Source organism: Mammaliicoccus lentus, assembly GCF_002902755.1.
GTDB lineage: Bacteria > Bacillota > Bacilli > Staphylococcales > Staphylococcaceae > Mammaliicoccus > Mammaliicoccus lentus.
In genome coordinates, this window is record NZ_PPRS01000014.1 from 1 (window position 1) to 24,524 (window position 24,524).

24 protein-coding genes and 3 pseudogenes are annotated in these 24,524 nt (G+C 30.6%); 13 read left to right on the top strand and 14 right to left on the bottom strand.

The annotated features are described in order from the left end of the window. The first annotated feature begins 167 nt into the window (after positions 1–167). Positions 168–533: pseudogene (locus tag CD135_RS13325) on the top strand (ABC transporter substrate-binding protein). Positions 534–802: 269 nt separating this feature from the next. On the opposite strand, the gene CD135_RS06095 reads toward CD135_RS13325, so the two are convergent. Further along, on the bottom strand, positions 803–1,645 hold the full coding sequence (locus CD135_RS06095; RefSeq protein WP_103269008.1) for an aldo/keto reductase: 843 nt from the start codon (positions 1,643–1,645) through the stop codon (positions 803–805). 128 nt (positions 1,646–1,773) lie between these two features. Continuing rightward, positions 1,774–2,967, bottom strand: a complete 1,194-nt coding sequence (locus CD135_RS06100) for an FAD-dependent monooxygenase (RefSeq protein ID WP_103269009.1) — start codon at positions 2,965–2,967, stop codon at positions 1,774–1,776. Positions 2,968–3,093: 126 nt separating this feature from the next. Between CD135_RS06100 and CD135_RS06105 the strand changes: the two genes are divergently transcribed. Continuing rightward, entirely contained in the window at positions 3,094–3,624 is a 531-nt protein-coding gene (locus CD135_RS06105) for a TetR/AcrR family transcriptional regulator (RefSeq protein WP_103269010.1), read from the top strand. Between the two features lie 30 nt (positions 3,625–3,654). Here CD135_RS06105 and CD135_RS06110 read toward each other — a convergent pair whose 3' ends face one another. Continuing rightward, a complete protein-coding gene (locus tag CD135_RS06110; protein ID WP_103269011.1) occupies positions 3,655–4,761 on the bottom strand; it encodes an acyltransferase family protein in 1,107 nt (368 codons plus the stop codon). 296 nt (positions 4,762–5,057) lie between these two features. Between CD135_RS06110 and CD135_RS06115 the strand changes: the two genes are divergently transcribed. Next, positions 5,058–5,459: a TetR family transcriptional regulator C-terminal domain-containing protein gene (locus tag CD135_RS06115; RefSeq protein WP_103269012.1), complete on the top strand. Its 402-nt coding sequence runs from the start codon at positions 5,058–5,060 to the stop codon at positions 5,457–5,459. Positions 5,460–5,648: 189 nt separating this feature from the next. After that, positions 5,649–6,389 carry an oxygen-insensitive NADPH nitroreductase gene (gene nfsA, locus CD135_RS06120; RefSeq protein WP_103269013.1) on the top strand — a complete coding sequence of 247 codons (741 nt, stop codon included), beginning with the start codon at positions 5,649–5,651 and terminating at the stop codon, positions 6,387–6,389. Positions 6,390–6,543: 154 nt separating this feature from the next. On the opposite strand, the gene CD135_RS06125 is transcribed toward nfsA, so the two are convergent. From CD135_RS06125 to CD135_RS06155, 7 genes are all read right to left on the bottom strand, one after another. Further along, positions 6,544–7,248, bottom strand: coding sequence for a ferredoxin--NADP reductase (locus CD135_RS06125; protein ID WP_103269014.1), 705 nt, complete (start codon positions 7,246–7,248; stop codon positions 6,544–6,546). 199 nt (positions 7,249–7,447) lie between these two features. Further along, entirely contained in the window at positions 7,448–8,878 is a 1,431-nt protein-coding gene (gene aldA / locus CD135_RS06130) for an aldehyde dehydrogenase (RefSeq protein WP_103269015.1), read from the bottom strand. 4 nt (positions 8,879–8,882) lie between these two features. Next, the gene (locus CD135_RS06135; protein ID WP_016999017.1) at positions 8,883–10,220 is read right to left on the bottom strand and encodes an MFS transporter; all 1,338 of its coding nucleotides are present in this window, start codon (positions 10,218–10,220) and stop codon (positions 8,883–8,885) included. A gap of 22 nt (positions 10,221–10,242) precedes the next feature. Then, entirely contained in the window at positions 10,243–10,557 is a 315-nt protein-coding gene (gene rhaM / locus CD135_RS06140; protein WP_016999018.1) for an L-rhamnose mutarotase, read from the bottom strand. 1 nt (position 10,558) lies between these two features. After that, complete coding sequence (rhaD, locus tag CD135_RS06145) at positions 10,559–11,386, bottom strand: rhamnulose-1-phosphate aldolase (protein WP_016999019.1); 828 nt, start codon at positions 11,384–11,386, stop codon at positions 10,559–10,561. Continuing rightward, complete coding sequence (rhaA, locus tag CD135_RS06150) at positions 11,356–12,645, bottom strand: L-rhamnose isomerase (RefSeq protein ID WP_103269016.1); 1,290 nt, start codon at positions 12,643–12,645, stop codon at positions 11,356–11,358. The genes rhaD and rhaA overlap by 31 nt, the downstream gene beginning before the upstream one ends. Beyond that, the gene (locus CD135_RS06155; RefSeq protein ID WP_103269017.1) at positions 12,629–14,095 is read right to left on the bottom strand and encodes a rhamnulokinase; all 1,467 of its coding nucleotides are present in this window, start codon (positions 14,093–14,095) and stop codon (positions 12,629–12,631) included. The genes rhaA and CD135_RS06155 overlap by 17 nt, the downstream gene beginning before the upstream one ends. A 160-nt stretch (positions 14,096–14,255) precedes the next feature. On the opposite strand from CD135_RS06155, the gene CD135_RS06160 reads away from it, so the two are divergent. The 5 genes from CD135_RS06160 (at position 14,256) to CD135_RS06180 (ending at position 19,564) form a co-directional block, all read left to right on the top strand. After that, positions 14,256–15,008 (top strand): DeoR/GlpR family DNA-binding transcription regulator, encoded by a 753-nt coding sequence (locus CD135_RS06160; RefSeq protein WP_016999022.1) that lies wholly within the window; start codon positions 14,256–14,258, stop codon positions 15,006–15,008. 402 nt (positions 15,009–15,410) lie between these two features. Beyond that, entirely contained in the window at positions 15,411–16,637 is a 1,227-nt protein-coding gene (locus CD135_RS06165; protein ID WP_103269018.1) for a Gfo/Idh/MocA family protein, read from the top strand. Positions 16,638–16,693: 56 nt separating this feature from the next. Then, complete coding sequence (locus tag CD135_RS06170; protein WP_103269019.1) at positions 16,694–17,734, top strand: TRAP transporter substrate-binding protein; 1,041 nt, start codon at positions 16,694–16,696, stop codon at positions 17,732–17,734. Between the two features lie 15 nt (positions 17,735–17,749). Beyond that, positions 17,750–18,235 (top strand): TRAP transporter small permease, encoded by a 486-nt coding sequence (locus CD135_RS06175; RefSeq protein ID WP_017000010.1) that lies wholly within the window; start codon positions 17,750–17,752, stop codon positions 18,233–18,235. A gap of 30 nt (positions 18,236–18,265) precedes the next feature. Further along, positions 18,266–19,564: a TRAP transporter large permease gene (locus CD135_RS06180; protein WP_017000009.1), complete on the top strand. Its 1,299-nt coding sequence runs from the start codon at positions 18,266–18,268 to the stop codon at positions 19,562–19,564. 64 nt (positions 19,565–19,628) lie between these two features. Here CD135_RS06180 and CD135_RS06185 read toward each other — a convergent pair. Beyond that, a pseudogene (locus CD135_RS06185) lies at positions 19,629–20,700 on the bottom strand (Gfo/Idh/MocA family protein). 314 nt (positions 20,701–21,014) lie between these two features. Here CD135_RS06185 and CD135_RS13175 point away from each other — a divergent pair. The 4 genes and pseudogenes from CD135_RS13175 to CD135_RS06200 form a co-directional block, all read left to right on the top strand. Beyond that, a pseudogene (locus CD135_RS13175) lies at positions 21,015–21,350 on the top strand (AraC family ligand binding domain-containing protein); the annotation flags it as partial. Continuing rightward, a complete protein-coding gene (locus tag CD135_RS13180; protein ID WP_258027585.1) occupies positions 21,342–21,725 on the top strand; it encodes a helix-turn-helix transcriptional regulator in 384 nt (127 codons plus the stop codon). The pseudogene CD135_RS13175 and the gene CD135_RS13180, both read left to right, overlap by 9 nt. Before the next feature lie 120 nt (positions 21,726–21,845). Continuing rightward, the gene (locus CD135_RS06195; protein WP_103269021.1) at positions 21,846–22,484 is read left to right on the top strand and encodes a YczE/YyaS/YitT family protein; all 639 of its coding nucleotides are present in this window, start codon (positions 21,846–21,848) and stop codon (positions 22,482–22,484) included. 107 nt (positions 22,485–22,591) lie between these two features. Further along, positions 22,592–22,948 carry an MmcQ/YjbR family DNA-binding protein gene (locus CD135_RS06200; protein ID WP_064211180.1) on the top strand — a complete coding sequence of 119 codons (357 nt, stop codon included), beginning with the start codon at positions 22,592–22,594 and terminating at the stop codon, positions 22,946–22,948. A 58-nt stretch (positions 22,949–23,006) separates the two neighbouring features. On the opposite strand, the gene CD135_RS06205 is transcribed toward CD135_RS06200, so the two are convergent. The 3 genes from CD135_RS06205 to CD135_RS06215 all read right to left on the bottom strand — a co-directional run. After that, positions 23,007–23,495 (bottom strand): hypothetical protein, encoded by a 489-nt coding sequence (locus CD135_RS06205; RefSeq protein WP_103269022.1) that lies wholly within the window; start codon positions 23,493–23,495, stop codon positions 23,007–23,009. A gap of 22 nt (positions 23,496–23,517) precedes the next feature. Further along, entirely contained in the window at positions 23,518–24,279 is a 762-nt protein-coding gene (locus CD135_RS06210) for an SDR family NAD(P)-dependent oxidoreductase (protein WP_103269023.1), read from the bottom strand. A 25-nt stretch (positions 24,280–24,304) separates the two neighbouring features. Further along, positions 24,305–24,524: SDR family oxidoreductase (locus CD135_RS06215; protein WP_142382246.1), on the bottom strand; the 220-nt coding region annotated here is incomplete at its 5' end.

A 24,524-nucleotide genomic window follows, 5' to 3' on the forward strand; every position in this document is an offset into this window, starting at 1 on the left:
AATTACATTAAAAATGGCCAAATCCATAGCTTAGCTATGAATTCGACCAAAAAGACATTTTTATTATTTAGTTGTCTACTTGACAGGGTTCACTTCAAGTTTACATAGGATCAGACGACAATAATGTAGTAAAATCAGTCAATGATAATACAAAAAAATTAGGTAAAATCTTAGATAAAGAAGATAAAGCAACAGAATTAACAAATCAATTAACCAATGAAGAAACTAAGGCTAAAAACCAAGCGAAAAAAGTCGATGATTCCATTATGTTATTACTTGTAAGCCAAGGAGAATTATCTACATACGGACCAGGCTGAAGATTCGGCGGTTTATTATACGATCAACTAGGATTTAAACCAGCAGATAAAGATATAAAACCAAACCCAAACGGTCAACCCGTTAGCTTTGAATACGTCTCGTCTAAAAAACCAGAAGTAATATTTGCGATGGATAGAGATGAAGCTACTGACGATAAAGGAACGAGCGAGAAAGTGTTATCAAACGATGTATTAAAAAAATGTCCCCGCAGTTAAAGACGACAACATTGTCAATCTAGATGCCAAATCATGGTACTTCTCATCAGGCGGTATCAAATCAACAATCAAACAAATACAAGAAATATAAAACATCGCGAAAAAATTACAAGAATGATAAGAAGAAACGACTAATCCGAGTTGGATTAGTCCTTGTTGACACGTTTTATGAGTTGTGACAATAAGGACATTACACCTGATATAATTCACCGTATTAAAAACAAAAAACGAGTCCGAGACATAAATAGTAGTCTCGGACTCGTTCCTTATTAATACAATGCTAATGGTTCTTTAGTTGTTGGCGGCGGGAATTCTGAATCGATTTTTTGAATGTCTTCTTCGGTTAAATGAATATTACTGGCTCCCATATTATTTTCAATATGAAGTTTGTTAGATGATTTAGGTATAGCTAGTGTATGACCATCTCTAATATTCCATGCTAACAGTATTTGAAATACGTCAACTTCATATTTTCTAGACAATTCTAGAAGAACAGGACTTTTAGTTAAATTTTTACCTAGTTTATCTCCTCTGGCTATAGGTGCATATGATATTAAGGCAATGTTGTTTTCTCGCATAAATGGTTTTAAATCATATTCTATTCCTCGATCACCTATATTATATCTAACTTGATTAGCTACACATTCATGACCATTAGGCAAACTAAGTAAATGTTTCATATCGCTCGTATCAAAATTTGATACGCTCCATTCTTTTATTTTCCCTAAATTTTTCGCTTCTTCAAATGCGCTAATTGTTTCTTCTAAAGGATACTGGCTTTTCCAATGTAATAAATATAAATCAATATAATCTGTACGTAGTCTTTTTAAACTGTTATCTATACTTGTTAATACTTTATCCCTCGATGCATTTTCAGGATGCACTTTTGAGATAATATATAATTTTTCTCTATCATAAGATTGTATTGCTTCACCTATTAACTCTTCTGATGCGCCATCGCCATACATTTCGGCCGTATCAATTACATTTGCGCCTTGGTTTATAGCGAATTGAATAGCATCAATCTCATCTTGATGATTATTTGAATCGTCACCCATTTTCCAAGTTCCTAATCCAATCGGTTCTATACTCATATCTTTTATATTCACCATAACTACACCTCATTTTGTATAATGTGTATTAGTTTCATACTTTAATGGTAAATGTTTTAGTGTATTATTACAAATACCTGTTTTACATAAAGAGTAATGCTTATAGGGCAAAGTTAGGAATTTACATATTAGTCATTTAATTTTGGATAATCTATTACTCTCGTTATATCAATAAGATCTTGAGAGCCCATGTTTTCTTCTGTTATATTTTCAATTTGTTTTAGAATAGCATTTCTTTTTTCTATTTCTTCATTATTTTTAGGATATAAAATTGATGAACCGTCATTTTCTACAGCATTTTGATTTATCTCTGCAAATGGTTTCATATATTTTTCGTAAGCAATAAAAGCATCTTTAATACTATTGTTCTTCTCTAATTCATCAGCTAAAATATATGCTCCTATCATTGCTAAACTTGAACCTTGTCCTGTTAAGAAGGATGGTGCATGTGCTGCATCTCCAACTAATACTGCTCGATTTTCCGCCCATTGATCCATAATAATTTGAGTTGTCGTATCAAAATATATATCTTCAGTTTGTTCTAATGTTTCTAAAAGATTTGAAGCTATACCACCTACGTCTTTAAATTTATCTTTGACTAATTTTTTGTGACCTTCTATATCTCTATGGTTTACAGAAGGTTCTTCTTCATCACTAAAGATTAAAAACGCATGTACTGATTCTTTGTTTTTAGTAGCATACATGATAGCTGTTCTACCTGGTTCAGAATAAATCATACCTTCTTTATACATATCTAAATAGTTCTCTACTGTAAATCCAGTAAAACAATGTCCTAAATAATTTGTGAATTGGCTTTCTTCGCCAAATGTTAATTTTCTTGTATTAGAATGTATACCATCTGCTCCAACTACTAGATCATAGCTGCCTTGCTTTCCACTTTCTAATTCAATTTCAACTCCATCATCTAAATGATTCATTGTTTTAATAGAATCATTAAAAATGAGATTTATATCATTTTCTTCAACACATTTATACAAAGCTGTTGTTAAATCACCTCTTGGTATTTCAATATCTTCGTTTGCTTTCATAGTAGCATCTGTAAATTGCGAGATTACACTATTGTCATTATCAAGAATTTTAAATTTCATATTGTTTAAATTTTGAGCTTTTAATTCATCATATATGCCCATCATTTTAACGATATTAATGGCACTACCTCTCACATCTATAGGGTAGCCTCCACCTCTAATTTTTGATGCTTTTTCAACGATTGTTACCTCAAAACCTTTTTTATTTAGCCAATATGCTGAAGTAAGTCCTGCAATGCTAGCGCCAGAAACTAATATTTTTAATTCTTTCATGTTTCATCATCCTTTATTATTAATTGACACTCAGTGCCACTAATTAAAATATAACTTATTTGGCACTCAGTGTCAAAATAAAAGGTTTATGCTATAATGTTGTTAAAAGTTTTGGAGGACAATTAAATGAAAGAAGATACTAGAAAGCAAATACTTGAAATTGCAGATAAATTATTCGAAGAAAACGGATATGATAAAACAAGTATGGATAAAATTGCTAAAGAATCAGGTGTTTCAAGACGTACACTTTTTAGATATTTTGAATCGAAAAGCGAAATTTTGTTTCTAAGCAATAACGATTTATTAAAAAACACTTTAGATGAATTTTTAGATGGAAGTTATACATTGGAAAGTATTACGCAAAAATTAATTAATGTATTAGAGAATGCATCACACGAAGATAAAGTGAATTATATGGAATCAATGAAGAGACTTAAAACAGAACCAGATTTCCAATCTCAAATACTATATAAAATATTAAAAATACTACCACAATTTCCTTCAAGCGAGTCAGACTCCTCGGATGTATTAAAAGGTGCACTATTCGGAAATATACTCGTAGCTTGGTCTAAAATCATTGAAAATCCTACAGTTGATTCATTAGATTTAATAAAAGAACAAATAATTGAATTTCAAAAAAGATTTTTAGAAAACTAAATAACCCCAATCAAATGGATTGGGGTACACCTATATATTTGATTTTAAACGTGATTTTTCTACTGCTAAATTTTTGATTAATAAAACTAATAAGGAAATTAAAATTGTAATAACAATAGTGACGAATATGGCACTGAGGGCATAGTAACTACCTATTAAATGATACTTTTTAATAATATTTTCTATTACACCTATTATTGGTAAATGAATAATGTACATAGTAAAACTGCATTTACTCAGTGTTTTAATAAAAGCATTTTCTTTATTAAAATATTTATAGAACAACTTGAAAATAACTAACATGATGCTCACACCAAATAAAGCTTCCCAAAATGAATACAATATAGAAGCTAATGATAACCCCCCTGAAAATGAAAAGTCAGATATACCGATAATTACTGCGGCTAAATATATTGGCAAACTTAATAAGATATAAAAAATACTTAATTTCCATTTAGTATTTTTTATTTTTTCTAATAAATTAAACTTAAATGCTACAATTCCTAACATGAAAGCAATTAAATATTGTGGCAGATCCCCTATACTTGGTGTGAATTTTAATAACCAATCGTAAATCACTGTACTGATTAACGGTTCCCCTCCAATTAAAGGCATAAATACTCTCCAAACATAGAGAACAAGTGCATATAAAATAATAAAAGAAATTATATTTAATTTTAATATTGGCATTTTAAAATTCGTGTATTTTTTAATTAATACATATCCGAGATTAAATATAAACAACATAGCAATAAACCATAAAGGACCTATATTCATACTCTTGAAAAATTCATTTATATCGTATGTTTTGTTAAATATAAAATATTCACTTATAGGTTGAATTTGGCTAAGAATAATAAAATAAAAAATAATAGGTAATACTAATTTTTTAAAACGCTGCTTTAAAAATAGTTGACTGCCCTTCCGATTATATGAGTTTTCAACAAATAACCCTGAGATTAAAAAGAAACCACCCATAAAAAATGCTTGGTTAAAACTAACGAGTAGAGAACTAATCCCATTTATAGACTCATTGACCTCCCCAGATAATACATAGCTCATTAAAGAATGATGAGTGATAACAAGCAATGCGAAAAATAATTTGATATTATCTAGGTACGTTATATGCTTTTGCATAAACTACCTCCTTCAAAAGTACACGCTAACTTTAATACAGTTGTATTAAAAATTCAATAAGTTTATAATATTAATCGAGGTGAAAAATAATTAATAAAAAATCTGAACAAAAGAAAAAAGAAATTAGTAATATAATAATAAAGCTTATATATAGGGATGGATTAGATACTATAAGCTTTAGAAAAATATCTAATGAATCAGGATGGTCATTAGGATCTATTCAAAATTTCTTTGGAAATCAACAAAGTTTATTAATTTTTATTTTTAAAATAATCAGTGAAAATGGCCAAAAAAGAATGGAAAAACAAAATTTATTTGTAAATAAAATAGATTTTGAAGAATTTATAAATTTTGCATTACAACTGTTACCTTTAGACAAAGAAAGAGAAATTGAATTTGTAGCATGGACAGCGCTAGTAAATAAATCGTTATCCAATGAAGATATGAGGAAAGTCGCTCACGACAATTTATTAAAAAATTACGAAGGTATAAAACAAGTTTTTAAATTAATGTTAGACTCTGGTATTTTCAAAGCAACTTTAGATATCAATAAATCGACTAACGAGTTTTACTCATTTTTAGAAGGCTTATCACAACATAGCTTATTATTACGTGACTATTATAATGATAAATTGTTAAAGGATCTTGTTGAAAGGTTTGTAAAATCTAATTATTTAGACAAAGACTTAAATAATTAGACTGGTGAAATCATAAAAAATTTATACATGTTAAAAATCTTTAAAATTTCCCTACTCTCTAACCACTATCACTACACAAAGGTACGATTTTTAATACTATGTATTATTATTTTGCCTTCTTCCATATGAATACTGAGTGGTTTAATATGCTATATATCTTAAAGCATTAAATTAAGAGAGGGATTAATAATGAATGAAACTATAAATTTATTACAGAATCACAGTTCAGTACGAAAGTTTAAAAATAAACCTTTAGCTGATGAACAAGTAAACCATATTTTCAAATCTGCTAATCAAGCGTCATCGTTTAGTTTGCTTCAAGCTGTTTCTATTATAAGAATCACTGATGAGGATACAAGAAAGGCTATAATGGAATTAAGTGGCCCTCAAAGTTATATTCAAGAAGCTTCTGAATTCTGGATATTTGTTTCAGATTTCAACCGAAATCATCAAATTGCACCAAATGTTGATATAACTTATACAGAATTTTTACAAATAGGTGCTGTAGATGTTGGTCTAATGGCTCAAAATGCTATGATTGCAGCTGAATCAATGGGATTAGGTGGCGTTTATATCGGTGGAGTCAGATTAAATATTGAAAAACTATCAGAATTACTCGAACTTCCTAAGTATGTTATTCCATTAGTTGGTCTATGTATTGGTTATCCTGCTGAAGAAAAAGCACAGTTGAAACCTAGGTTACCAAAAGAGGTTGTAATGCATCATAATAAATATGAAGAATTTAGCTTAGAAGATATAGAAGATTACGATCAAGAAATGAAGAAATATTATGAGAACAGACCAATAAGAGCGCCCTTTACAGCTAAAAAAGTTAAAGGTTGGAGTGACCATATTGATGATCACTTGGAAAGAAGTATTCAACCGAATATGTTGAGTTACCTTAACAAGCAAGGTTATGCTGTAAAGTAAGTTTTTAAAGATCAATAATAAAAAGATTCTTCAAGGAATAATATATTAATTAAGCCCCATATAAAGAAAATCACTATAATAGAAACGCCATAAAACAAGAACTTTTTAGATAACTTTTCTACATTCATTTATAAATAACCTCATGACAAAATTTTTATACAGTTAAAAACTCTAAACGTTGTCTTTCATGCTTATCAATTACAATTTGTGAAGCATCGACGCCTAATTCAATTAAGTTTTTAATGTTTTGAACTACGAACTCATCACTACCTACAATATAAAATAGGTCATTATCTTCTGGTTTAAGACTATTCACTTCTTCATAGTACGCTTGTCTGCTATCCACAAATTTTGAGGTGAATTTTTTATCTGGAACAGAATTAAATATATCATTAAATAAAAATTCTGAAGATGAATCAACGTTTATAGAATGTATTTTATGAACGTCTTCATTATCTTCTAAATACTTAAGTACTAATGGTCTAAACGTTGCTAACCCTACTCCTGAAGATAATAAGTAGACATTTTTATTTTCTCTCTTTAATGGAACGTTAGAATGCGTTTTAAAAATCGCTACTTCTTGGCCAACATCTAAATTTCTTAAAATTTGTTTGAACTCAGAGCATTGCTCTCGTATTCTCGTAGTAATCCCGATTGTGTTCTCATTAGGTACAGTGGATATGGACATATGTCTTACCAAACTCTTATTTGGTTTTTCACCTTCATTGAATCCTTTCAAACCAAAGTGCGTATGCGCGCCTTCTTCCCAAGTAAACCCTTCTGGACAATCCAGCAAATAAGTCTTAATTTCAGATGTTTCATCTATAATTTTATTTATTTTAGTCCAATATATCTGCATTAATATATCCTCCTGTTCATTTATATCTATCTACTCAATATACCTTAAATGATAATGATTATCAATTGAAATGAATAGATATTTAAATATACTTATAAAAATTATTAGGGTAATTTAATAAAGATGTGAAAAAGGCTACTAATCTCCACAATATTTCGGAAATTAAGTAGCCTAAAATTCATTTTTTTACCAATATTTATTATTCTATATTCATATATGCTATGTGAGTACGTAAATATTCTTCTAAACCATGTTTACCATCAGCGCCGCCAATCCCTGAATTTTTAACGCCTGCATGGAATCCTTGCATCGCTTCAAAGTTTTCTCTATTAACATATGTTTCTCCAAACTCTAATTTATCAATAGCTTTAAAAACTTTTTTCATATCATTAGAATAAATCGATGAAGTTAAACCAAATCTACTATCATTTGCTAAATCTATTGCTTCATCAAATGTATCAAAACCAACTATTGGTAACACTGGTCCAAATACTTCTTCTTGAATGATATCCATGTTATTACTACAGTTAGAAATAACAGTTGCCGGATAGAAATTACCTTTACCTTCTGGTATCTCTCCACCACATTCTAATTTACCACCATTTTTTACAGCTTGTAGTACATGGTTATGAACATTTTCTTGCGCTTTATTATTGATTAATGGACCCATATCATAATTGCTTTCTATGGTGTTTCCATAATTCACATTACTCATTTTATCTACTAACTTTTCTATAAATTGATCTTTGATAGAATTTTGTACATAAACTCTTTCTGCACAGTTACATACTTGTCCTGTATTAATAATTCGTGAATCTATTATATATTGAACAGCTTTATCTAAATCTGCATCTTCAAGTACAATTGCTGGTGCTTTTCCACCTAATTCTAAATTGACTTTTGTTACATTCGAACTTGCCGCTTCCATTACTTTCTTACCTGCGCCTTCACTTCCGGTAATCGAAACAAGTTCAATATTTTTATTTCTAGCTAGTTCATCACCTACTATCTCACCAGAACCATTAACTAAATTAAACACACCTTTAGGTAAATCTACAGTATCTAATATTTCTGTGAATAATAGTGCATTAATAGGTGTTTCTTCTGATGGTTTCACAACTATTGTATTTCCAGTAACTAAAGCCGGTGCCATTTTTCTAGCAATTAAGAAAAATGGGAAGTTCCAAGGTAAAATTCCTGAAGTAACACCTAAAGGCTTTTTATAAAGTAAAATATGCTCATTCTTACGGTCGCTTTGGACGATTTCTCCTTCGTAACGTCTTGCCCATTCTGCCATATAATCTAAATAATCTGCTGTAAAGAACACTTCTGTACTTGCAAGGTCTCTAGTCTTACCGCCTTCTTTAATTATGATTTCTGTAAGTTCTTCACCACGTTCACGAATACCATTAGCTATTTCTTTCAAATACTGAGCTCTTTCAATTGCTGGTGTTTCAGCCCATGATTCTTGAGCATCTTTAGCAACTTGTATTGCTTGTTCAGTATATTCCTTTGTTCCATTATAAGTTTGCGCGATTACTTGCTCAGTTGCCGGGTTTAAAACATCAACTGATTCTAAATCGTTTCTTTCAATAAATTTACCATTTACATAATCTTTAATTTGATACATAACACTAACCCCTCGCTTCATTTAATTTATTGTTTTCAATTGACTCTTTTACATTGTAAGTTGGGCTTTCTCCGTATCTTTCTTCTTCAATTTCTCTTAATGTCTTACCTTGTGTTTTCGGTGTTAATACAATACCAATTACTGCATGTATAACTAAGAAACTAATCATTATAATTCCTGTTACTCTGAATCCTAATGTGGCTAATATCGTTGGTAATACAAATGAATATATTGAAATACCTGTACGTACGATGAAGTACATTAAACCTTGTGCACCAGCTCTATATCGAGTAGGGAATAACTCGCTCGTCCACAACGCATAGAATGCTTGAGCACCTATACCTGCTGCAGATCCCCATAATACAACGAATAAAATAAGTGATATCCAGTTCATAGGTGCAAATGTTAATATAACCCAAGCGACAATCCCCATCGTTGCACCAATTCCAAATAGTAATCTTTGATTTACTTTGTCTCCTAATTTCATAAAGCCAAAATAAGTAGTCACAACTGTTAAGAACCATAATACTGCTTGTAATATATTAGCTTGAGCACTTGATAAGCCACCAACACTCTCATAAATGAAAGGCATGAAATAGCCCATCGCTCCTGAAGTTAAATTCCAAAAAAGATAAATTCCTATCAATAATAACATCGCTTTTAAGTTAACTGGATTCGTGAACAACTCTTTAATAACAGATGTTTTCTTGATGTCTTGTAATGTTTCTTCTCTTTCTTTTTCTTTCTCAGCTTCCCAAATTTCTGATTCGCTCATCCCTTGTCTTATCCACCATGTAACACCTGCTATGATGAATAGATGCAAGAATATCATTCTAGATCCAAACAAACCAAATGGTGCAGCAATAACAGCTAATAAAAATGTAATAGCTGGTCCTATAGACCAGGCAAGCTGAGCTACACCCACTCTTTTTGCACGTTCTTTTTCAGGTGCTTCTTCAGCAATATAAGTCCATGCAACTGGAACACCAATTCCTACTGCTATCCCTACAATTATTGTTCCTATTAATAACATCGCAAAATTAAACGCTAATATAATAAAGAGCATCCCAAACATATACAGGAGTAAATCATATTTAAATATAAATTTTCTCCCTAATTTATCGGTTAATGGTCCACCTATAAGTGCCCCAATAGCTGCTCCTAAAGCATTTGCGCTTAATGCACTCAGCAAACCTATTTGAACATTATCTATATTTAAATATGCTTGCCATAAAGATAAACTACTTGCTGCAGCAATAATAGAACCCGCTTCAATATAGTTAGCCATTGCTATAGCTATAGTAGCTACTAAACCATTTGTTTTCTTTGATTTAAAGTTCATTTTTCCATCCCCTTTTATGTTTTTACTTTAGGAAAAATACTTCTTTTAATTCTTTAGATTTAGGGCTGTTATCAGAATTCACACACATAATATCTGACATGTAGTCCCACCACTCCCGACAAATTTTCTGATTAGCAATCTCATCATAAGTCGATTGGTCTTCAAAATTTAATATTGCAAACAATTCTCCATTTTCTTCATTTAAGTAAATATGATAATTGCTGACACCGTGGTTTTTTAACATTTCTTTCATTTCTGGCCAAATATTATCATGTCTTTTTTTATACTCTTCATAGCATCCTTCTTTAACATACATAACAGTAGCGAGTTGCTGCATTTTACTCACCAACCTCTAAATAACCGTGTTTCGGTTCTACATTAAATCCTTTAGCAAGCTTTAATAAATTTTCGTCTGAAATATCTTGTTTTAAACCACCTTGAGATTGTACATAAGTATAAACTTCTGCTGATTTTTCAATAGTTTCAATTAAACCAAATGTTTCATCAAGATCTTGACCTGCGCCAAACACACCGTGAAATGGCCAAATTACACTTCTTTGATTTTTCATTTTCTCAGCAGTTAACTTACCAATTGCTTCTGTACCAGGCACAACCCAAGGTATAATACCAATGCCGTCCGGGAATACAACTAGACATTCAGTGCACATTTTCCATAATGTTTTTGTAAATAATTTTTCATCTAACTCATGTGAAAATGTCATAGCTATCGTGTGTGTTGCATGACAATGCATAATAACTCTATGTTCTTTATCAACTTCTAATCTTTGAATATGATTCATTAAATGCGTTGGTAATTCACTTGTTGCCACAGCTCCATTTACAAACCCCCATAAGATTTCATAACTTTTACCATCATCTGCAATTTGAATTAAACCAATTGCATCTTGAGGGTCATTAATAATATTTTTGAAATATTTACCAGTTCCTGTCACTAATAAGTAACGATTCGCTAATTCTTTTACTGTAAAAGGTAATTCAACCTTTCTAACGTTTTCTGAATGATTGTTTAAATAAGGCCTTACTTTATCTTCGTCAAGAATCCATGAAACGTTACCGCCATTACGCTCATCCCAACCTTTTTTGTACATTAATTGAGTTATTTCACAAAATTCTTTTACTGTAGGTGTTTCAATAAAGTTTTCCAATTAGATCCCTCTTCCTTCCAAAACATTTTTTCATAATCTTTAATCGATTCATACCAATCCAATCCAGGCTCTGCATTATTTCTAATACAAAACTCATTCCAAATAGGACCGAATAAATATGTTTTCATTTCTTCTTGTATAGCTAAGCGTTGAGTATAATCGCCTTTTTCTTCCGCTTCTTTCAGTTGATTTATAGGATCTAACATTGCCTTTAATAATGCTTTTTGCATATTTCTAGTACCAATTACCCATGCGGCAACTCTATTGATAGATGCATCAAAGAAGTCCAAACCTACAGTCGTATTTTTAATTAAATCATTGTAGATTAATTCTTTAGCTATTTCATTTAATTCATCATCTAATGTAACAACGTGGTCACTATCCCATCTCACTGGTCTTGAGACGTGTAGACTGAGTCCGTTACTAAATAATGAAAGTGCTGATAATTTATTTGAAACCACTTCAGTTGGATGATAATGTCCTGCATCTAAAAGTATTCGTTTATTTCGTGATAATCCATAACCCATATAGAATTCATGAGAACCTACAACATAACTTTCTGAACCTATACCAAATAATTTACTTTCTAAAGTATCAATATTATATTTTTCATCAATTTCTTCTTTAAATATTTCATCTAAGCTTTCCATTAAGCGTCTACGTGGTGTTAAACGATCTACTGGTGTATCTTTGAATCCATCAGGAACCCATATATTTGTTACAGAAGGTTGTCCCAGTTCTTTTCCAAAATATTCTCCGATTTTTCTTGAACGTTTACAATGTTCAATCCAAAAATCTCTAATTTCTTTATTTGGATGAGCTAAAGTAAATCCGTCATCTGATTTTTCGTGACTAAAACATGTAGGGTTAAAATCTAGTCCTAAATTATTTTCCTTTGCCCAATCAACCCACTTTTTAAAGTGTTTAGGTTCAATTTCATCTAAATCGATTTCTTCGTCTGTTTCTGCATATATACCATGTAAATTAATCTTATGATTTCCCGGGATATGTTTTAACGCTTCCTCTAAGTCACTACGTAATTCTTCTCCATTTCTAGCTTTACCTGGATAGTTACCTGTAACTGATATACCACCCGTTAAATCTTGATTAAATAAAAATCCTTCAACATCGTCACCTTGCCAACAATGTATTGATATTTTAATGTTTTTTATCGCTTCTAAAGCCTTCTCAACGTTAACCCCTAGTGATTCATATTGTTTTTTTGCTAATTCATATGCTTCTTTATGATTTGTATGCATACTGTGTAACCTCCTTGAATTTTTCTATATCTATTTTTAAATCATTATTAAAATTAGTTTTTTCTATTCTTTTGATATGATTAGATTTTCCAATCATTTTTCGAGCTTCCTCAACTGTTTCGAATTCTTGTGTAGCAAGCATTGTTGCAGTTAAATTACCAAACACCGAAGCTTCTTCCGGACCTACAATAACTTCACAATTAGTATATTGTGCTGTTAGTTCATTTAAGTAATCATTGTTCGAACCTCCTCCGACAATATTGATAACTTCAATTTTAGAACCTGTAATATCATTTAAAGCTTCTATCGAGGTTGCATAAATAATTGCTAAATTTAAATAAATTGCTTGAGCAATTTCACCTATAGTTTTAGGAATAGGTTGATTCGTTTCAGAACAGTAAGCCTGTATTTCTTCGACCATATTGTCCGGATTCACAAATCGCTCATCATTAAAATCTATAAAGACTTTAAAACCTTTATTTTTCTTTGCTTCTTTAACCATTTCTGGGAAAGTATAATTTTCAAACCAATCTTTACGGACTCTTTGTATGATCCACATTCCAATGATATTTTTTAGAAATCTATACGTACCTTGATAACCTCTTTCATTTGAATAACCATGACTTAATGCTGTTTCAGAGATTATTGGTTTATCCAATTCTTGACCAATTAATGACCAAGTTCCACTTGATAAAAACGCCCAACCTTTCTGACTATCTCCAACAGATCCTAGTACTGCTGAGGCCGTGTCATGTGAAACAGTTGCATAAACATGAGTAACAGGTAAATTATATTTTTCTCTTAAGTCTTCTTTCACATCACCTAAATATGTACCAGGCTCTATAACCTCTGGGAAAATCTCAGCATCAACATCAACTACTTCTAATAATTGTTTATCTAATGTGTTTGTATTTACATCTAATAATTGAGTAGTGCTTAAATTCGTAACTTCACTTCTTGCTTCACCTGTTAATAAATAATTTATATAATCTGGGGTTAATAAAACTTTTGCTGCTTGTGTTTTTAACTCTGTGCATTCTTCATAAAATTGATAAAGTGTATTAAATTTCAAAAATTGAATACCAGTTTTTTCATAGATTTTTTCTTTAGATATAATATCGAAAACTTTTTCCATTGTATGATCCGTTCTCGAATCTCTATATGACACCGCTTCATGCAAGCGCTTACCTTTGTCATTTAAAAAAATATAGTCTACACCCCATGTATCTATACTTAAGTAACAAGATTCTACTCCTAATTCTTTTGCTTTTTGCAAAGAAATCAACACTTCTTCAAATAAATAATCAACATCCCACACTTCTTGGTTATTTTTAGTTGTAAAACCATTTGCAAATCTGTTTATTTCTTTAGTATGAATGACATCATCAACATGAGATAATATTGCTCTCCCACTAGACGCTCCAATATCCACAGCAATATATTTTTTCATAATTTCACCTCTTGGTATGTATTATAAATATAAAAACCACATAATTCAACAAATAAATGTATTTTTTATTGTTTTATGTTGTTTTTATAGTGATAAAGTATGATATTACGATATTTTTTATGATATAATTATCACAAAACAAAGTTAGGAGAAATTGATTATGAAGCCTTTGGAACGGAGAAGAAATTTACTTAATGAATTGTATTTTAATAATATCGTCTATGTTAGCAAATTAGCTAATGAATTTAACGTATCTGAAGAAACAATAAGACGAGATTTAGAAAAACTAGAAAAAGAAGGCATAGTAGAACGTAACTACGGTGGCGCTAAGTTACTTAAATCAGAAGATCTACCATATTCAGTTAGACATACTCGTAATAAAGACAGTAAAATTAATATTGCCAAAATAATTAATCAATTTATCGATGATGATACAAGTCTTTTTGCTGATTCTAGTTCAACAGTTAACGAAACACTAAAACGATTCGCAATTTCTGATAAAAAAATACATATTATCACAAACGCTGTGAATGCTTTATATGAAGTAAACCAATCATCACTAGAAGTAAGTTCAACAGGTGGTAAATTATTGAAATATTCGTCTGCCCTTGTTGGCCCTCAAACCATCGAATCTATTAATAAATTTAATCCAGACTATGCGATACTTAGCTGTAAAGCTTTAAACAAGCAGGGTTCTATTACTGATTCAAACGAAGACGAATCACATATAAAAAGTTTAATGATAGAAAAAGCAAACAAAGTTATACTCGCAGTAGATTCATCTAAGATAGATAAAACTAGTTTTATAACTTTTGGTCATATAACAGATATTGATTATATTGTATCGGATATAGAATTTGATAACGAATGGAAAGATTTATTCGAAAAGTATTCTATAGAAATATTAAATTAAAGTATATATTATTTAAGCAATTGCCTTAACAATATTCATTTCAATCATTTTAATTCTATCTTCTAACTGAATAAACCACATTACACGGAAAAACCTCCATCGCTATTCATTTATTTATGAATAGCGATGGAGGTTTTTATTTATATATTAAAACTTCAAATCCCACAATAAACAACAAAAATTATAATTTTACATTGTTTATTGTGGTTTTTGATGTTATGATTTTAACATAAATCGAAGAAAGCGCTTACTAAAGGAGGTGCACTCTACAAATTTTACGATGACAAAATAAGAGCGCATTTATTATTGAATAATAAATATATTAGGAACCATGCTAACAATTCAAAACAGAATTTTTGTTTTATTGTAAAAATTAAACTTTAACAAAGGAGTATTACATCGATGGAGGAAAAAATATCTGTAGTTTTAGTAGGGATTAACGGTTATGGAAGTTTGTATTTAAGGGAACTCTTATCTAATCAAGATGCAAGAATACAGTTAAATGGTGTAGTAGATATCAATCCTGAATTCTCTGATTACTATGACGAATTAATTGGCAGACAAATTCCAATTTATCAATCTATAGAATCGTTCTACAAAGAAAAACAAGCTGATTTAGCAATTATATCTACTCCAATACATTTGCATAAAGAACAAGCATGTTTCTGTATGAATTATGGCAGTCACGTTCTTTGTGAAAAACCTATGACTGCAAATCCTAAGGATGTTCAAGTCATGAAAGACACAAGGGATAAAACAGGGAAATTTTTAGCTATAGGGTTTAACTGGTCCTTCATCCCTTCTATTTTAGAGCTAAAAAAAGACATTATAAAAGGAATATTCGGGAAACCAATTCGATTTAAAAGCATGGTGCAATGGCCAAGAAACGAATCATACTACAATCGTTCGCCATGGGCTGGTAAAAAATACAGTACTGATGGATCAATGATATTTGATAGTGTAGCAAACAATGCAACAGCACATTTTCTACATAATTTATTATATTTAAATGGCGACAATGTAGATACAAGTTCAAAAATTGATACTCTTGAGGCTGAACTTTATCGAGTAAATAATATTGAGACATTTGATACCTGTGTTACATATATAAAAACTATAAATAATGTAGATATATATTTTTACGCTTCCCACGCTACAAAAGAAAATAAAGAACCTTGTTTTCAACTAGAATTTGAAAACGCAACAATAACATATGAATCAGATGGAGATTTTAATGACATAGTAGCAGTTTGGAATGATGGGACAAGTAAGATTTATAAAGGGCCAGAAAATCAAAATCATCTAACAAAATTATCAATAAGTCTAGATGCTATTAGTAATAAAAATTATCAAATACCTTGTGGCATTGAAGCTTCAATACCACACGTACTATCCATTCAAGCTATGCATGAATCAGTACCTCTTGTTAAAGAATTTCCACAAACTATAGTTCGTTATGATGATTTTGAAAAACAATTTTGGATACAAGATTTATCTAAAATTTTGAATTATTGTTATACAAATTGTTTTTTACCTAGTGAGACAGATACTAACTGGGCTTTAAGAGGAAAAAAAATAAACGTAAGTCAGCTATCAAAAAATATTTTCCACAGTCAACCTGATTCTTAACCTATTTTCACGCCAATAATTGTAAGCGATTTCTTTAATATATTAGGAGGATCAAAATGAAAAAAATACCTTTAATTTTAATAGCTGCAGTATTTTTATTATTAATTTCCGGGTGCAATAATCAGAAATCTACAGCATCTAATAATGATAATGTGAAATCTGCAGATTCTAATAAAGATAAACAAGTAACATTGAAGTTTGGATATGCTAGTAATAGTCAGCCTGTTATAGATGCTATGAATAAATTCGGAGACTTAGTTTCTGAAAAAACTGATGGTGAAGTTAAGGTTGAATATTATCCAGATGGACAATTAGGAGGAGAAAGAGAACTTATCGAATTAACACAGGCTGGAGCAATTGATGTCACAAAAGTTAGTGGTTCTACTTTGGAAGGCTTCTCCGATATTTATTCTATATTTAGTGTTCCTTATTTATTTGAAGACGAAGATCACTATTATAAAACTTTGGAAAATAAGCAAGTAATGAATCCAATTTATAAATCAACAGAAGACCAAGGAATTATTGGTTTAACATATTACACTTCTGGTGCTAGAAACTTTTACATGACAGATGGACCTGTTGAGAAACCTGATGATTTAAAAGGAAAAAACATTCGAGTAATGAACAGCGAAAGTCAGATGAAAATGGTGCAAGCATTAGGCGGATCTCCAACACCAATAGGAAGTGATGAAGTTTATTCTTCATTGCAACAAGGTATTATTGATGGGTCTGAAAATAATGAATTTGCTTTAGCAACAGCTGGACATGGGGAAATTACAAAATTTTATTCGTACGACGAGCATACTAGAATACCTGATATGGTCATGATTAATAAAGAGACTTTAGATAAATTATCAGATAAACATACAAAAGCTATATATGAAGCAGCTGATGAATCAAAAGACTTCCAGAAAAAAATCTGGGAAAAATATTTAGATAAAGAGAAAAAAGAAGCGACTGACAAATATAATGTGAAGTTTAATGAAGTAGATAAAGAACCCTTTAGAAAAGCTGTTCAACCAATCCATGATGATTTTAAAAACGACAAACAATTTGGCAATCTATATAAAAAAATACAATCTTTGAGTAAAGAATAATTAAGGAGGTTAGCAATGAAACTTTTAAAAAAAGCTGTTGATAGATTTTTAGAATTAGTAGTTTCACTTTTGTTTTTAGTAATGGTAGGAGTTACCACATGGCAAGTCATAACCCGTTATATATTGCATAACCCTTCTAGCATAACTGAAGAGTTTGTGAAATTTAGCTTAATTTGGTTATCACTGTTATCTGCAGCATATGTTGTAGGAAAAAATGGTCATATATCTATAACATTATTAAGTAGTAGACTAGTAGAAAACAAAAGAATAATAGTAGACATTTTAATTCAAATTAGCTTTTTAGCATTCGGATCAATTGTAATGATGTATGGTGGTATAAAAACTGTTTTAATGACAGTTGATCAAATATCTCCTGCGCTACATTTATCTATGGGATTAATTTATCTCTCATTACCTATCTCAGGTGGATTATTCATATTTTACAGTATTCTAAACATTTTAGATTTAATAGAATCCAAAAAAACAACTTCTGAGTCATAAAATAATTTTAATTAAAAAGCGGGTGAAAATATGATTTTAAAAGCAAGCCTTATATTAATTTTATTGTTTATATTTTTATTAGCAGTTGGTATCCCAATTGCGATTAGTATAGCAATTGCATCTTTAGTCACAATTTTATTTGTCTTACCATTTGATGTCGCCACCTTTACTTCGGCGCAAGGTATGGTAACGAGTCTTGATAGTTTCTCTCTCGTAGCAATACCATTCTTCATCTTATCGGGAATGATTATGAAGAGAGGCGGGATAGCAACTAAATTAGTAGAATTCGCAAAGTTATTAGGAGGAAGAATTCCTGGATCTTTAGCACATACTAATATTATTGGTAACTCTTTGTTTGGAGCAATTTCTAGTTCGGCAATTGCTGCTTCTACGGCAATTGGGGGTATTATGGTTCCGATGCAGCAAAAAGAAGGATATGATAAACGGTTTGCTGCAGCAGTTAACGTTGCTTCTGCCCCTATAGGGATGGTTGTCCCTCCTAGTACTGGCTTTATTATGTTCTCTTTAGTAAGTGGTGGAACATCTATAGCTGCATTGTTTATTTCTGGAGCTGTTGTTGGTGTACTATGGGCATTAACTATTATGATAGTTACATATATTATTGCTAAAAAGAATAATTTCCCTATCCCTGCTAAAAAAGAAAATAAAAATGTTAAGAAAATTGTTTTTGATGCAATACCAAGCATACTGTTAATTGTTATTGTCATCGGCGGTATTTTGACAGGATTATTCACGGCAATCGAAGCATCAGCAATTTGTGTAGTATATTCTTTATTTTTATCATTAATTTATCATAGAACATTAAAATTAAAAGAATTACCACAGATAATGATAGAAGCAGTCGAAATGACTGGTGTTATTATGTTCTTAATAGCCGCTTCTTCTGCTATGTCATTTACAATGTCATTTATAAAAATTCCTGATGCTTTAAGTAGTTTTGTACTAAGCATTTCTGATAATCCTATTATTATCTTATTAATTATTAATATTATCCTTTTATTGATTGGTACAGTTATGGATATATCTCCTGCTATATTAATATTTACACCTATATTTTTACCAATCGTAACAGAATTAGGAGTAGATCCTATACATTACGGGATGTTCTTAATATTAAACTTGTGCATAGGTACAATTACACCACCTGTGGGAACTGGTTTGTTTGTAGGTGCCAGTGTTGGTAATGTTAAAATAGAACATTTAATCAAACCTTTAATACCATTTTATATAGCTATATTTATATTATTAATGATAATTACCTTTGTGCCTCAAATTAGCTTGTTTTTACCTAGATTATTAGGTTTATAAAAATATAAATATCTCAAAAGTTTAACCCTCCTTTACATTTAATAAAGGAGGGTTAAAAATTACTTTAACTTGTGATTGAAATAGCTTCTTTTTGTGCTATTAGACAAAGTTCAGCAGCTGTGAAAATATGTTCTTGTGTCATCGCATTTTCTGTACGATTTAAACAATCCAAGATTAAATCTCCGAAAAATGGATATCCCACTTTATTTTCTAGTTCATAATATTTTTCTCCACTACTGTTAACTAAAAACAAATGGTCTCCAGTACTTGTTCTTGTTACATCAACAAATTTACGAACCTCAATAGTCCCTTCAGTTCCTGTAATAAATAGACGACCATCTCCCCAATTGCTCAAACCATCTGGCGTAAACCAGTCAACTTTAAAATAAAAAGTTGCGCCATTATCACCAACTAATGTAGCATCCCCGTAATCTTCAAATTCTGGGTGATCAGGGTTATTATAATTTCCTACTTTGCTATGTAATACTTTCGCATTTTCATTTCCAGTATAATATAAAAACTGTTCTATTTGATGGCTTCCAATATCACATAAAATACCACCATAACTTTCTTTTTCAAAAAAACCATTCTGGACGAGTAGCTTTATTTAAACGATGAGGGCCAAAACCAGTAACTTGAATAACTTTTCCAATTGCACCCTCTTTTATCAACTCACCAGCATAAATAGCGCTTTCTACATGCAAACGTTCACTAAAATAAACCATATATTTACGTTTAGTTTCTTTCACAACTTTTCTTGTTTCTTCTAACTGCTCTAAAGTTGTAAAAGGCGTTTTATCTGTAAAATAATCTTTTCCAGATCGCATTACTTGCTCACCTAGTTTACTACGATTAGAAGGAATATCTGCTGCTGCAACAAGTTTGATACCTTCATCATTCAATATTTCATCAAGTGAATTTGCTATACTTGCATTAGGGAACTTAGAAACAAATTCTTTTACTTTTTCTGAGTCTGGATCATATACCCATTTTAATGATGCACCTGCTTCTATTAATCCTTCACACATCCCATATATATGGCCATGATTAAGGCCCACCGCAGCAAACGGAAATTCATCATTTTTCACGACTTTTTTGTCTTTTTCTTCATAATTTGATACATTTCCCAAATATATTCACCCCTTTATACACAAAAGTGTACTAATTCATGTTCACTCTAACATAAAAAAGCATGGCTTTGCTATCGTAAACACGTTGTATATACTATAACTTAAATAGTACATTTAATACTAATGTACTATTATACATATTAATATAGAATTATTTTTATTGATATACTCACTAATTGGTTCCAAAGGATTTAATAAAACAGGAATTTCTAATAAAAATAGACAATTCAGGAAGGAAAAATTTATATGGACATCAAAATGCATGGGATTCGATTACAAAAAAATCAACAACGTAATGAAGATATAAAAAAAGCCACTTCCATAAAGTGTTCCAAATTCTTTATGTTTTGGAAGGAAGCGGCGAAATAATCTTCGGTCAACAAAGGAATAAACTATATACAGGTTGTTTAGCCTTTATTAAACCATTTAGTTATCATGCTGTTGAATCAAAAGATAAAATGACCGTATTAGTCTTAGAGTTTGATTCCAACCATTTAGACAAAGATATTAAATTGTTGTTGGAACAAGAAGGTTTAAACCGTACAAAGCTTGAGTCTCTAAGTCTTTTTGAAAGTGCAAATATAAAACAATTATTAAGAAGAATACTATATGAACAAAAACAAGGAAACGTAATTAATATAATTGCTATGAAAATTTATTTGGCAGAATTATTATTAATAATTCTAAAAAAAGAAGAAACTAACACAGTAAACTCTAATTCACTTCGAGCAGAAACCATTAAAGAATATATAGACACGAATTATTTCGAAGATATAAATAATAATATCATTTCTAAAAAGGTAGGCATTACTGCCAGATATGCTTATACAATCTTTAAAAAACAATACGGTATAACACCATTAAAATATTTGAATACAGTTAGATTAGAAGCTGCTAAATTATTATTGAATGAAACAAATAAAGATATTACTGCAATTTGTTTTGAAGTAGGATTTGATTCAATTTCTACATTCTATCGGCTCTTTACAGAACACACGTCTATTCCACCACATAAATACCGTTTAAAATAAAAATATAAACAGTTCCGAATTTGAGAATTTCTTTCTTCTGATAGTAAGACAGCATATTAAAATTAGTATAAGGTTAGTATTGAAGTGTTTTAAATACTATCAGAAAGAAGTGTCATATCCATGTCTATAAAAACAATGAAAAGTTATGGATTATTTTTACTTAGTATTTTTATTATGGGATCCGGGATATCATTAGTTACTTTAGCCTATCTTGGTACCACGCCAATAACAGCACCACCATATGTACTTAGTTTATCTATCCCAATAAGTTTTGGTGTTTTAACAATGTTTGCTAATATTATCTTTGTCTTAATAGAAATAATTGTTTTAAGAAAAGACTTTCCAAAAGAACAATATTTACAATTGATTGTAGGACCACTTTTAGGTTTATCTATTGATTTTTGGTCCCTTATAATTACACATATTCCAACTTCATTTTACCTCATTCAATTATTAATGGTTGTTGTTGGTTGCATTATAATAGCTTATAGTACAACTTTACAGTTAAAAGCCAATGTTGTTAATAACCCAGCGGAAGGGTTAGTAAAAGCTTTTGTAATCAAAACATCAAAAAGTTTTGGAACAATCAAATTATACTTTGATATTAGTTTAGTAATTATCGCTATTGTTATCTCACTAGTATCATTCGGTTCAATTACAGGAGTTCGTGAAGGTACTATTATTTCTGCGCTAATCATTGGACCAATAATTAAAGTTTTACAAACAATGAATGTGAAAGAAAAAAGATATATTGCATAACTCTCTTTTTTAGTTGTTTATAAAAGTTTAACCACTTTAACCTTCTCATTTACCGATTACCAAATATCCCTCTAGGGTAAACTGATATATAAGGAGAAGGCGATTGGATGATAACACGTGAAGAAATTTTTGATTTTGTTAGGGATAAATATAATATAAAGCCAGATTACCCTTGGGAAAAGTATTCTAATTATGCTGCTTTGAGACATAAAGATAATAAAAAATGGTTCGGGCTAGTTATGGATATTACTTCTGATAAAATCGGTTTAAATACTGATGAACATATTGATGTTATTAATCTTAAAGTTAGAAAAGAGTTTATAGGCCCTTTAAGAAAAAAAGAAGGATTTTATCGTGCTTATCACATGGATAAATCTAATTGGATTACGATTAATTTGAAAGAGATAAATACAATTAATGACATTAAAGATTTAATTGCCGAGAGTTATGAATTAACGACATAAGGTTTAACTATATAAAACAAGAGCCTGGGCTTAGCCCGGGCTCTTGTTTATTTAAATATTAATCATATTTCGTTACAATCAAAATGTTTTTGTTAGGAGTTTTCTTTTCAATCACTTTATAATATTTATCAGTAGATTTGGAATAGTATTTATAAACACCATCAGAAAATTCATCGACTTTTTTAGCATCTTTCTGCATAAATTCTTCTGGCGATACGTCATCATTTGATTTGTTGATAACTTTTATAATAGTATTGCCTTCACCTAAAATATATTTTGTTTGTGTTGCTTCGTCATAATAAGCACCTTGTTCTTTATGATCACTTAAAGTAAGGTCTCCATATACAACGTTTTCTTGTTGTTTAGGTTCTTCTTTTTCTTCTGACTTTTCTTCAGACTTTTCTTCAGATTTAGAATCTGTCTTACTTACTTTTTCTTCTTTATTAGAATCTTGATTCTCTTGTTCACTCTTATCATTGCTTTCTGAAGTACTACATGAAGCTAATAACAATAACGCTATTAACGTAGTAAAATAAAGTTTTTTCATCTACAACACCTTTTATTATTATTTATTCTGCAGTTTCTCCGCCGTCTACTGGAAGATTAACACCGGTAATAAATGAAGATTGTTCTGAACATAACCAGACAGCCGCGTTTGCTTGTTCATTTGGTACGCCCATGCGTCCCATTGGAATACCCGCTTCAAATGCTTTCGCTTGTTCTTCAGCATTTTTACTCCAAGTTTCAACTGCTGAAGTTCTTGTCATACCTGGGCAAATTGAATTAATACGTATATTTTGCTTACCAAATTCTAAAGCAGCACTTTTAGTTAATCCGTTCACACCGTGTTTAGCTGAGATGTATGGTGATAAACCAGGTGTACCGACTAAACCTCCAGTAGAAGCTGTATTGACGATAGCTCCTCCACCAGACTCAAGCATAGCAGGTATTTCATATTTTAAACATAAAAATGTACCAGTCAACGTAACATCTATCGCACGTTGCCATTGTTCTGTTTTAATTTCTGTTACTGGAGCTGTTGGTGCACCAATTCCAGCATTATTGTGTGCCCAATCTAATCGACCAAATTGTTCAACAGTTTCGTTTACTAAGTTTTTAACATCTTCTTCTTCAGCAACATTACATTTAATAAATTGAGCTGTTCCACCTTGTTCTTTAATTAATCTAACCGTTTCATTTCCACCCTCTAAAGAAATATCCGAAACGACTACAGTAGCACCAGCTTTCGCAAAGGCTAACGCGCTTGCTCTACCAATACCATCTCCAGCACCAGTTACAATTCCGACTTTATTTGTCATTAAGTTTTCCATTATTTACCCCTCTATCTCTATATTTTTAATATAATTTAATACTGCCGCCGTCTACCATAACTGTTTGTCCTGTAACGTATTGAGAATCACTACTAGCTAAAAATACTGCTACTGGTCCAATATCATTTTCTACATCTCCAAATTTTAAATATGTCCATATAATTGTGTAATAAAAAAAGAGCCAAATATAGCTCACTTTAGTACAATGTAATCGACTAAGAAAATATTGTAGAGGTGACCTATAT

Bases quoted from the DNA above. Each gene is read 5' to 3' on its own strand.
- CD135_RS06135 (WP_016999017.1), bottom strand. From the start codon at position 10,220: ATGAACTTTAAATCAAAGAAAACAAATGGTTTAGTAGCTACTATAGCT.
- CD135_RS13180 (WP_258027585.1), top strand. From the start codon at position 21,342: ATGAAAATTTATTTGGCAGAATTATTATTAATAATTCTAAAAAAAGAA.
- rhaA (WP_103269016.1), bottom strand. From the start codon at position 12,645: ATGCATACAAATCATAAAGAAGCATATGAATTAGCAAAAAAACAATAT.
- CD135_RS06205 (WP_103269022.1), bottom strand. From the start codon at position 23,495: ATGAAAAAACTTTATTTTACTACGTTAATAGCGTTATTGTTATTAGCT.
- CD135_RS06175 (WP_017000010.1), top strand. From the start codon at position 17,750: ATGAAACTTTTAAAAAAAGCTGTTGATAGATTTTTAGAATTAGTAGTT.
- CD135_RS06195 (WP_103269021.1), top strand. From the start codon at position 21,846: ATGTCTATAAAAACAATGAAAAGTTATGGATTATTTTTACTTAGTATT.
- rhaM (WP_016999018.1), bottom strand. From the start codon at position 10,557: ATGCAGCAACTCGCTACTGTTATGTATGTTAAAGAAGGATGCTATGAA.
- CD135_RS06165 (WP_103269018.1), top strand. From the start codon at position 15,411: ATGGAGGAAAAAATATCTGTAGTTTTAGTAGGGATTAACGGTTATGGA.
- CD135_RS06160 (WP_016999022.1), top strand. From the start codon at position 14,256: ATGAAGCCTTTGGAACGGAGAAGAAATTTACTTAATGAATTGTATTTT.
- CD135_RS06095 (WP_103269008.1), bottom strand. From the start codon at position 1,645: ATGGTGAATATAAAAGATATGAGTATAGAACCGATTGGATTAGGAACT.
- aldA (WP_103269015.1), bottom strand. From the start codon at position 8,878: ATGTATCAAATTAAAGATTATGTAAATGGTAAATTTATTGAAAGAAAC.
- CD135_RS06125 (WP_103269014.1), bottom strand. From the start codon at position 7,248: ATGCAGATATATTGGACTAAAATAAATAAAATTATAGATGAAACATCT.
- CD135_RS06170 (WP_103269019.1), top strand. From the start codon at position 16,694: ATGAAAAAAATACCTTTAATTTTAATAGCTGCAGTATTTTTATTATTA.
- CD135_RS06105 (WP_103269010.1), top strand. From the start codon at position 3,094: ATGAAAGAAGATACTAGAAAGCAAATACTTGAAATTGCAGATAAATTA.
- CD135_RS06200 (WP_064211180.1), top strand. From the start codon at position 22,592: ATGATAACACGTGAAGAAATTTTTGATTTTGTTAGGGATAAATATAAT.
- nfsA (WP_103269013.1), top strand. From the start codon at position 5,649: ATGAATGAAACTATAAATTTATTACAGAATCACAGTTCAGTACGAAAG.
- CD135_RS06180 (WP_017000009.1), top strand. From the start codon at position 18,266: ATGATTTTAAAAGCAAGCCTTATATTAATTTTATTGTTTATATTTTTA.
- CD135_RS06210 (WP_103269023.1), bottom strand. From the start codon at position 24,279: ATGGAAAACTTAATGACAAATAAAGTCGGAATTGTAACTGGTGCTGGA.
- CD135_RS06100 (WP_103269009.1), bottom strand. From the start codon at position 2,967: ATGAAAGAATTAAAAATATTAGTTTCTGGCGCTAGCATTGCAGGACTT.
- CD135_RS06115 (WP_103269012.1), top strand. From the start codon at position 5,058: ATGGAAAAACAAAATTTATTTGTAAATAAAATAGATTTTGAAGAATTT.
- CD135_RS06110 (WP_103269011.1), bottom strand. From the start codon at position 4,761: ATGCAAAAGCATATAACGTACCTAGATAATATCAAATTATTTTTCGCA.
- CD135_RS06155 (WP_103269017.1), bottom strand. From the start codon at position 14,095: ATGAAAAAATATATTGCTGTGGATATTGGAGCGTCTAGTGGGAGAGCA.